Annotated in this window: 10 protein-coding genes; 2 read left to right on the plus strand and 8 right to left on the minus strand. The window is 64.5% G+C overall.

Going from position 1 to position 7,412, the window contains the following annotated elements:
* Window positions 1-127 precede the first annotated feature (127 nt).
* The 3 genes from KZA10_RS04790 to KZA10_RS04800 form a co-directional block, all read right to left on the minus strand.
* Window positions 128-1,054 (minus strand): ankyrin repeat domain-containing protein, encoded by a 927-nt coding sequence (locus KZA10_RS04790; RefSeq protein ID WP_306300792.1) that lies wholly within the window; start codon window positions 1,052-1,054, stop codon window positions 128-130.
* 106 nt (window positions 1,055-1,160) lie between these two features.
* Complete coding sequence (locus KZA10_RS04795; protein WP_218682311.1) at window positions 1,161-2,147, minus strand: IS481 family transposase; 987 nt, start codon at window positions 2,145-2,147, stop codon at window positions 1,161-1,163.
* A gap of 79 nt (window positions 2,148-2,226) precedes the next feature.
* On the minus strand, window positions 2,227-2,622 hold the full coding sequence (locus KZA10_RS04800; RefSeq protein WP_012832594.1) for a RidA family protein: 396 nt from the start codon (window positions 2,620-2,622) through the stop codon (window positions 2,227-2,229).
* A gap of 124 nt (window positions 2,623-2,746) precedes the next feature.
* Here KZA10_RS04800 and KZA10_RS04805 point away from each other — a divergent pair, with 124 nt between their 5' ends.
* On the plus strand, window positions 2,747-3,751 hold the full coding sequence (locus KZA10_RS04805; protein ID WP_218682312.1) for a YafY family protein: 1,005 nt from the start codon (window positions 2,747-2,749) through the stop codon (window positions 3,749-3,751).
* 273 nt (window positions 3,752-4,024) lie between these two features.
* Window positions 4,025-4,825 (plus strand): hypothetical protein, encoded by an 801-nt coding sequence (locus tag KZA10_RS04810; RefSeq protein WP_218682313.1) that lies wholly within the window; start codon window positions 4,025-4,027, stop codon window positions 4,823-4,825.
* A 25-nt stretch (window positions 4,826-4,850) separates the two neighbouring features.
* Here KZA10_RS04810 and KZA10_RS04815 read toward each other — a convergent pair whose 3' ends face one another.
* From KZA10_RS04815 to KZA10_RS04835, 5 genes are all read right to left on the minus strand, one after another.
* Window positions 4,851-5,051, minus strand: coding sequence for a hypothetical protein (locus KZA10_RS04815; protein WP_218682314.1), 201 nt, complete (start codon window positions 5,049-5,051; stop codon window positions 4,851-4,853).
* Window positions 5,052-5,157: 106 nt separating this feature from the next.
* Window positions 5,158-5,529 (minus strand): hypothetical protein, encoded by a 372-nt coding sequence (locus KZA10_RS04820; RefSeq protein ID WP_218682315.1) that lies wholly within the window; start codon window positions 5,527-5,529, stop codon window positions 5,158-5,160.
* Window positions 5,526-6,083, minus strand: coding sequence for a thermonuclease family protein (locus KZA10_RS04825; protein ID WP_218682316.1), 558 nt, complete (start codon window positions 6,081-6,083; stop codon window positions 5,526-5,528). Before KZA10_RS04825 ends, KZA10_RS04820 begins: the two co-directional genes overlap by 4 nt.
* Complete coding sequence (locus KZA10_RS04830; protein WP_256934433.1) at window positions 6,080-6,835, minus strand: Fic family protein; 756 nt, start codon at window positions 6,833-6,835, stop codon at window positions 6,080-6,082. Before KZA10_RS04830 ends, KZA10_RS04825 begins: the two co-directional genes overlap by 4 nt.
* Window positions 6,835-7,074: a hypothetical protein gene (locus KZA10_RS04835; protein ID WP_218682317.1), complete on the minus strand. Its 240-nt coding sequence runs from the start codon at window positions 7,072-7,074 to the stop codon at window positions 6,835-6,837. Before KZA10_RS04835 ends, KZA10_RS04830 begins: the two co-directional genes overlap by 1 nt.
* Between the last annotated feature and the right edge of the window lie 338 nt (window positions 7,075-7,412).

Here is a 7,412-nt window from a genome sequence, read left to right on the forward strand (position 1 = left end):
GCGGTCATCGTGATGATGCCTTTCGAGTGGGATGTGAGAGTTTCCTCGAAGGATCACGCGGTGACCGCACTTCGTCGCGATCGACGAGCCGGCCACCACGGGCTACACCACTTTATGGGGCACTACTTTACCGGATGGGGCGTTCCGCTAAGAACACCCAATCGAGGCCACCAGCCCGTCGATCTATCCATACGACATATAGGTCTTCGTACGCTTGCACCGCTCTGGCGAAGTCATACAGCGGTACGACCTGCCGCCCGTCGTCGATGGCTCTCCCGAATGCATAGCCGCGGCCGTACATCGGTAGCGCACTGGCACCATTACGCGCCAGATACCTCGCGATCCTAAGGAAGTCGGCCTGCTCCTCGCGGGGTGCGGTGCTTCCATAAGAGCACATCGAAGCGGCTACCGAGAGAGCGGTGTGGCCGAACACATTGGGAAGAACATCAACAGCCGCCCCCAGTTCGCACAGAGCAATAACGACGCTTAGCTGCCCTTTGCTGGCCGCATAGTAGAGAGCTGTATCGCCCTCACCGTCCGTGGAATCTAGGCCCGCGCCCGCGGCTTCGAGCATCTCGACGCACGTCACTGAGCCGCACGCAGCCGCGGCCATAAGAGGCCTTTCTCCGTTGAGAGCGCGCGCATTCGGGTTTGCCCCATGGGAGAGCAGTAGCCGCAGTGCGCCCGCCCACCCTGCCGCTGCGACAGCATGGATGATGCTGTACCCCGTCTCCCCGGCCAGATCAGTGCTGGCTGTCCCGGCAGGCGCCCCAGAATCCAACAGGAACTCGAAGAGAGAAAGGTTCCTAGGCCCGATGGCGTACCGCAGTACCCCATCGCCGTCGCTGTCAGTCACGTGAATGTCTGCCCCCTGACGGATTAGATCACGCACGGTCGCTTCATCCCCCGCGCCGCAAAGCCGCAACAGATCACCCGACACAGATTCCATGTGGTCAAGATATCGGACCAGCCTCAGCTGAGCTGGTGGCTGTTCGGTCCTTCTTCCGGGTTGGGCGCTGGGCACGGGCCGAGAACCGAATAGTTGGCACGACATCGGACACGGTCGGCGTCGGAACCAACCTGAGCATCACCGCAAAGGCCGACCGCTACAAAGAGCGCTCGTGTTTGTTCCTCTTTCACCTGGTCACCCTCGACGTCCGCTAGATGTACTGACCGGACACGTTGATCAATCGTGAGAAGGGCGGCTGGTTGCCGCAGGCCGTGTGCGGACGATGTTGGTTGTACTGGTGCAGCCAGGACTGCAGGGCGTCGCGGCGATCCTGCTCGCTGCGGTAGCAGCGGGCGTAGGCCCACCCGTCGGCCATGGTGCGGTGGAACCTCTCGACTTTCCCGTTGGTCTGCGGGCGGTAAGGCCGCGTGCGCTTCGGTGTGATCGAAAGTTCCTCGCAGGTGTCGCGCCACAGGAGGGAGCGGTACGCGCCGCCGTTGTCCGACAGGACGCGTTCGATGGTGACGCCGCGGTCGGCGAACCAGTTGACCGCCCGGTGCAGGACGGCGACGGCGGTGATGGCGGTCTCGTCGTCGTGAACTTCGGTGTACGCGACGCGGGAGTGGTCGTCGATGACGGTGTGCACGAACGCGTACCCCAGCTTGGGGTTGTGCCACTTGCTGCGGGGCTTGCCTGGGGTGGCGGAGCGGTTCTTGTCGCCTTGGCGGCGGCCGACATAGCGCCAGCCGCCTCCGTCGGGGATGTTCCCGAGCTTCTTCACATCCACGTGCACGAGCGACCCGGGGTAGTCATGCTCGTAACGGCGGACAGGTTCGCCTGTGGCGCGGTCTACGTATGCGAGCCGGTTCAGCCGGGCGGTCGTGAGGATTCGATGCACGGTGGACGGCGCGATTCCGAGCCTGCTCGCGAGTTGGACCGGCCCTTCGCGAAGTCGCAGGCGCAGGCTCACGCACCGCTTCGTCGTCGCCTTGCGCGTCTTGTGCGGCGAGGTCTTCGGTCGCGAGGACCGGTCGTGCATCGATTCGCCATTTGCGTAGCGGTCTACCCACCGCTTCACTGTCGGCCAGGACACCTGGAAGCGAGCGGCGACCTCGCTGATCGGCCAGCCGTCATCTACGACCAAGCAAGCGACTTTGAGGCGGTGGCGGGGAGTCAGAGCGGCATTTGCGTGGGACATGGGACTCCTTAGGACTGTCGGACGGTCAGCAGGGTTACTCTGCTGACCGTCCGAGATGAGGTTCAAAAAGGGGGAAACGTTATGCGACAGCGGTTCCTTCGAGCTCGACCATCTGGCCGGGGATCGCCAGGCGGGTGACGCCGAGCATCGTGGTAGTCGGGGCGACTCCTGCCGCCCCGAGCTTCCCGGCGAGCACGCCGTAGTGCGGGAACATCGCGTCCACGTCGGTGGTGTAGACGTTGAGGCGGACCAGGTTCTCCATCGACATACCGGCCTCGGCGAGCACGGCCTCGAGGTTCGCCACGGCCAGCGCGAGCTGGGCCTCGACGTCCCCGTCATGCTCGGGCCGACCATCCTTGCTCATCGCTGTCTGTCCCGAGATGTACAGCGTCCGTGTCTCCCCTGAGATGACTTCGCCCTGGTTGAAGCCCATCTCCTGCGACCACGTCACCGGATTTACTGCCGTGCGTTCCATTGCTGCTCCGTTCATTCGTTCCGCAGCGCCCGGCCGCCCTATGGCCGCCGTCCTCGACGCTGCGCTACTAGCCTCCCAACGAATCACGACACCTTGTGTCGTGTTTTCTGGTAAAGATTGATGCATGCGAGCAGACCGACTGGTCTCGCTGGTGCTCCTGCTACGCCAGCGAGGCCGAATAACCGCCGACCAGCTGGCCAGTGAGCTCGAAGTGTCCACGCGCACCGTGCTGCGCGACATCGACGCCCTCTCGACTGCGGGCGTCCCCGTTTACGCCGACCGTGGTCGACACGGCGGCTATTCACTCCTTCCCGGCTTCCGCACCGAACTGACCGGGCTGAACCATGACGAGGCACTCGCGCTGCTCACCGCCGGATCAGACCGCGGCGAGAAGGTCTTCGGCCTCAGCGCACCGCTAGCCTCGGCGATGCGCAAGGTCGTCGACGCGCTGCCCGAGGGGCACCAGGTGAGTCTCGGCGATGCGGCCAAACGGTTCCTCGTGGAGCCGGAGACCGACCTGCTCTCTCGCCGTGCCCCCACCGAAGACCTGGCCGACGGCGTCATGAGCGAGGTCCGAGCCGCGGTGCTCACCGGCCGCCGGCTGCGATTCAACTACGCGGCACCTGGTAAAGCACCGAGTCGTCGAACCGTCGATCCGATTGGACTGGCCACCGTCCGCGGGCGCACCTACCTGCTGGCGACGAGGTCTGGAGACGATCGGACTTACCGTCTGTCTCGGATGCTCAGCGCCGAAGCGCTCCCCGAACCAGCGCAACGCCCCGCGCAGGTCGATCTCGACCGCATCTGGGCCGAGCGCACCGCACAGTTCCTCTCCGAGAAACACATCCCCGTCGTCGTCCGCATCAAGACCTCACGTCGTGAGGAACTGCTGGAGAATGCCAGCGCTGTCCGGGCCGAGGAACCGGAGCCGGATGATTGGATCCGCCTCGACGTGACCTTCGAAGACCTGCGCCACGCGGTGTGGGCAGTGTGGCGGCTTGATACGGACGCCGAAGTACTAGCGCCAGAATCCGTCCGCGATGCGATGTACGTGCGTGCCGAAGCATTGACGGCACGTTATCGATCCCGACGATCCGTACCGACTAACGTGTCCGGTCAGTACAACTAGGCAGCAAAAACCCCTCCGCCCGGGCGGAGGGGTTCCTGTGCTGCGCCTCAATGCTCCTGCGGGAGCTCCACCGTACGAGGGCGGCCATACTCCAAGCATTCGCGTGCGGCCTAGGTAGCACCGCTCGAGGTAGTACCTACGTTACAGGAGCGCGGGTCGAAAAACGAGCGAAATCGCGATATAAACAACCCATTACCCTACGCTAGCGCAACCCACTAATGATATCCTCGTAGTTCACAGTCTACCCCTTCGATTCGAGAAATGAGAATCCCGATGTCTCACGCACAGAAGAGAGCGTTCGAAGCGGCCAAGGTTGCCCAGCAGCGGCGAGAGGGCAGGGGAGGCCCGTTCCGCGACGCGTTCTTCAAATCGCGCGATGCCGCGGGGATCGTCACGCATCCTCTGGCGAGTCTCTTGAGCAATAGCAGCGGGACAGGCGGCGGCGGCCGCGGTGGAAAGACACGCGTTCTGCTCTACATCAGCCTTCTGTGGGTCGCTGGTGGCGGGGAGCACACCTCTCACAGACCCGCATCTTTCTGGGCCGCGCTGCTCGACCTCGAGAACCCCGACGGTGCGGGTAGTCGCGTCATCCGCAGCACCTGGAAAGAGCTTGAAAAGCGCAGCCTCGTCGCGATCGAGCCGGGCGCTGCGTCCGGGGACGTGCCGACTATTCGGGCGCTCCGCGAGGATCGCTCTGGCGAGAAGTACACGATCCCCACGGGCCAGCGCGGCGACACCTACCGACGGATCCCAGAGCTGGCATGGCGGATCCTCTTCCCCTCCCCCGACCTGACCGGCCCGGGACTTGTGATGTACCTCATCTCTCTCCGCACTCACGGACAGGCGAACGGCGGCGAAATGACCTTCCCCCGCAAGTACATCTCCACGGAGTACGGCATCAGCGACTCCACGCGAAAGGCAGGCCTCCGCAACCTGGTCGAGAACGGAGTCCTCATCCACGAAGGAACCAGCAAGGAAACCGGAGCGACCTCGACACGTCTCCGTGGGCGCAATGTCTACACGCTGACCCCGAACCTGGCGCCGCCGTCGCCGCCAGCGCCAGGATCGGAGTGACCCCCGAGAGGCGGTGGAGCGATCCTCACTCGGACTCCGAGGCCGGTGAGACGGCGCTCTCCTTGCGCTTCTCCCTGACTCCATAGAACGTGTAGATGACCCCTGCCGTGAGCGTCAGCACGACGGTCACGACTGTGTGCCATGCCCACTCGGCGGAGAGGATCAGATACGCGCTGATGAGCAGGAACGCGATCGCTCCGAGCAGGTAACTCGTCGAAGTCTTCATGGGTAGAGATTAGCTGGGCGCTGCGCTCGCGAATCCGGATTCCCCGAATGAGTTCCGGAATGACGGCAAGGAACCGCCACTCTGATCGATCCCTAATTGGACACAGTTACAGGGAATCGCTCGATGGTGGTTCGGCCTTGTGGCGCATCACCACTTCCCGGGCCTTCTCGAACTCCGCGCGCACCGTGGCGGACCAACTGGCGCCGTCGTCCCCGCCCCCGGGCTCTGTCCCGTGTCGGCGGGTGAACACGTCCTCGTAGATGTCTTCTTCAATCAACCCGCGACGGACGGCATCGCCGACCTCTGACCACGTTCCCGGCTCGTCGACGATCAGCGAGTCGAATCCGTCTGTCTCTCCGCCCTTGACGTAAGGGAATCGGATGAGTTCGTCGACGAGCTGCACGCGGTCGATGACCCCGGCAGCGTAACGCTGGCAGATTTCGTAGGGTGTCGCACCAGAAAACCCGTCGTTACTCATCGCGCCCTCCCGTCGCACACAGTCCAGAGGCCGGCGCCCGCTTTGGTGGCGACCTGTTCGGCGTCTCTGTGCTCGAGCTGGCCGATGTAAGGCGCCTCGTACGTGTATTCGTGTCCGGTGCCGGCCTCGAGCGCGAGAACGGCTGCGCTGCGCCCGTCGACGGCCACGTGGCGCAGGAGACGTCCGTACTTGTCGGTCTCGGCTTGGGTGTTGTCGCTCTGCAGCTCGACCGCGCGCCCGTACAGCAGCTCATCCAGGAAGTCGCGGGCTTCGGTGGCGTAGCACTCCCCTGGTTCGCCGTCCCGGCCGATCTCGGGTGCATCAATGCCGATCAGACGAACGCGGGCGGTGTCGCCTGTGGCGGTGCTGACGTCGATCGTGTCTCCGTCGACGACGGCGACGACCTCGGCCGCCTCGCTCGCGGACACAACGACCGGTGTAGACGGGCTCTCGGGTGTGGCTTGCTCGGGGCTCGTCGGCGTGCACCCGGTGAGTGCGGCGATCGCCATAGCGGTCAGGAGAATGCGCGCGGTGGACACTCGTGCCGGGGTCATCGTTCGATCCCTCGAGGTCCTCGACCTGGCGCGCGATTGTCACGGGTGCCGCCCCGGTAGCGTTCGGTGCCGCGCATGCTGCGATCCTTCGGAGGCTCAGCCTTTTTCGGGGCGGCCGTGGGCTGCGGCGTCGGTCGCTCGGTAGCAATGTGCCGGAAGACGGGCACGACGGATGCCGGGACGACCTTGTAAGAGCCGAGGTCGGGGCGGCTGAGCTCCGCTGCTCGGTTCCAGACGTCGCGGGGCACCTTGTCGTACTCGAGCTGGAAGGGTGAGCGCTCGGCGACGTGCTCGAGGTAGAGCTTCGTGCTGCGTCCGTTGCCTTCCCGGAACGGGTGGGCCTGGTTGACGTGCGCGTACACGTCCGCGATCGCGGCGCCGAAGTCGTCGCGGTTGAGTGAGGGCCAGTCGACGCGCTGCACGATGCGGGCGGCGTCGCTGAGGTATTGATCGATCTCGCCTGAGCCGGCGTCGGCGAAGCCGCGCGCCGCGCCTGGTTTCATCATGTTCACCGTGCGGTACTCCCCCGCCCAGTCGTACACGTCTTGAAACAGGTGCCGATGGATGTTTCGCAGGTGCTCCGCGTCGTAGGTGTGCGGGAGCTCGACGGCGCCGATGCGCAGCTGATACTCGCGAAGCGATGCCCGGTGGTACTCCTTGGCGTGCAGCACTGAGGCATCGCGCTCGTCGAACCGGTTGCGCAGGGTGTTCGTGCCCGGGTACAGGTACGACTCCCACGTGTCGAACGGCATCAGCTGGCGATCGCGTGGGCCTTGCGATGACGCTCTGCGGCGGCGTCTGCGCGCCGCAGATATTCGTCCGTGTCGATCGCGCCGCGGGCGTGGTCGGTCAGGTTCTCGACGTCCTCGCGGTTTGGCTCCCAGCCTTCATGCCAGGAGGACGCGAGGGTTTGGATCACGGCGGTGCGCTGCGCCTCGTTCAGCTGTGTGAACAGCTCTGGCCAACGCTCGTCGACGTCGAATGTTTCCATGGTGTCCTCCGGTCCCTTCTGTCCAAGCTACGCCGCAGCTGCAGCCTGTGTCACTCGAGCGGGCGGCCTGCAGGAACGGTGCCTGCGCTCGAGGGTGCGAACGGCTCGCCGTTGTTCAACTCTGTCTCGAGGTCTTCGACTCGTTCCATGATCGTCTCGAGCTGGAATTCAGTGAGGCTGCGCCACCCGTACCGGGCGCGGCCGACAAGGTGGGTCTGTCCGTTCCTTTGTGTACGGGGCTTCGGCTTAGTTGATTCCTAGGCGGTCGCCGTAGGTGATGGACAGGGTATTCAGGATAGCTTTCCAGCCGGCGATCTGCCCGGTCGGGTTCGTGCGAT

It is taken from the genome of Microbacterium sp. BF1 (assembly GCF_019279095.1).
Classification (GTDB): domain Bacteria; phylum Actinomycetota; class Actinomycetes; order Actinomycetales; family Microbacteriaceae; genus Microbacterium; species Microbacterium maritypicum.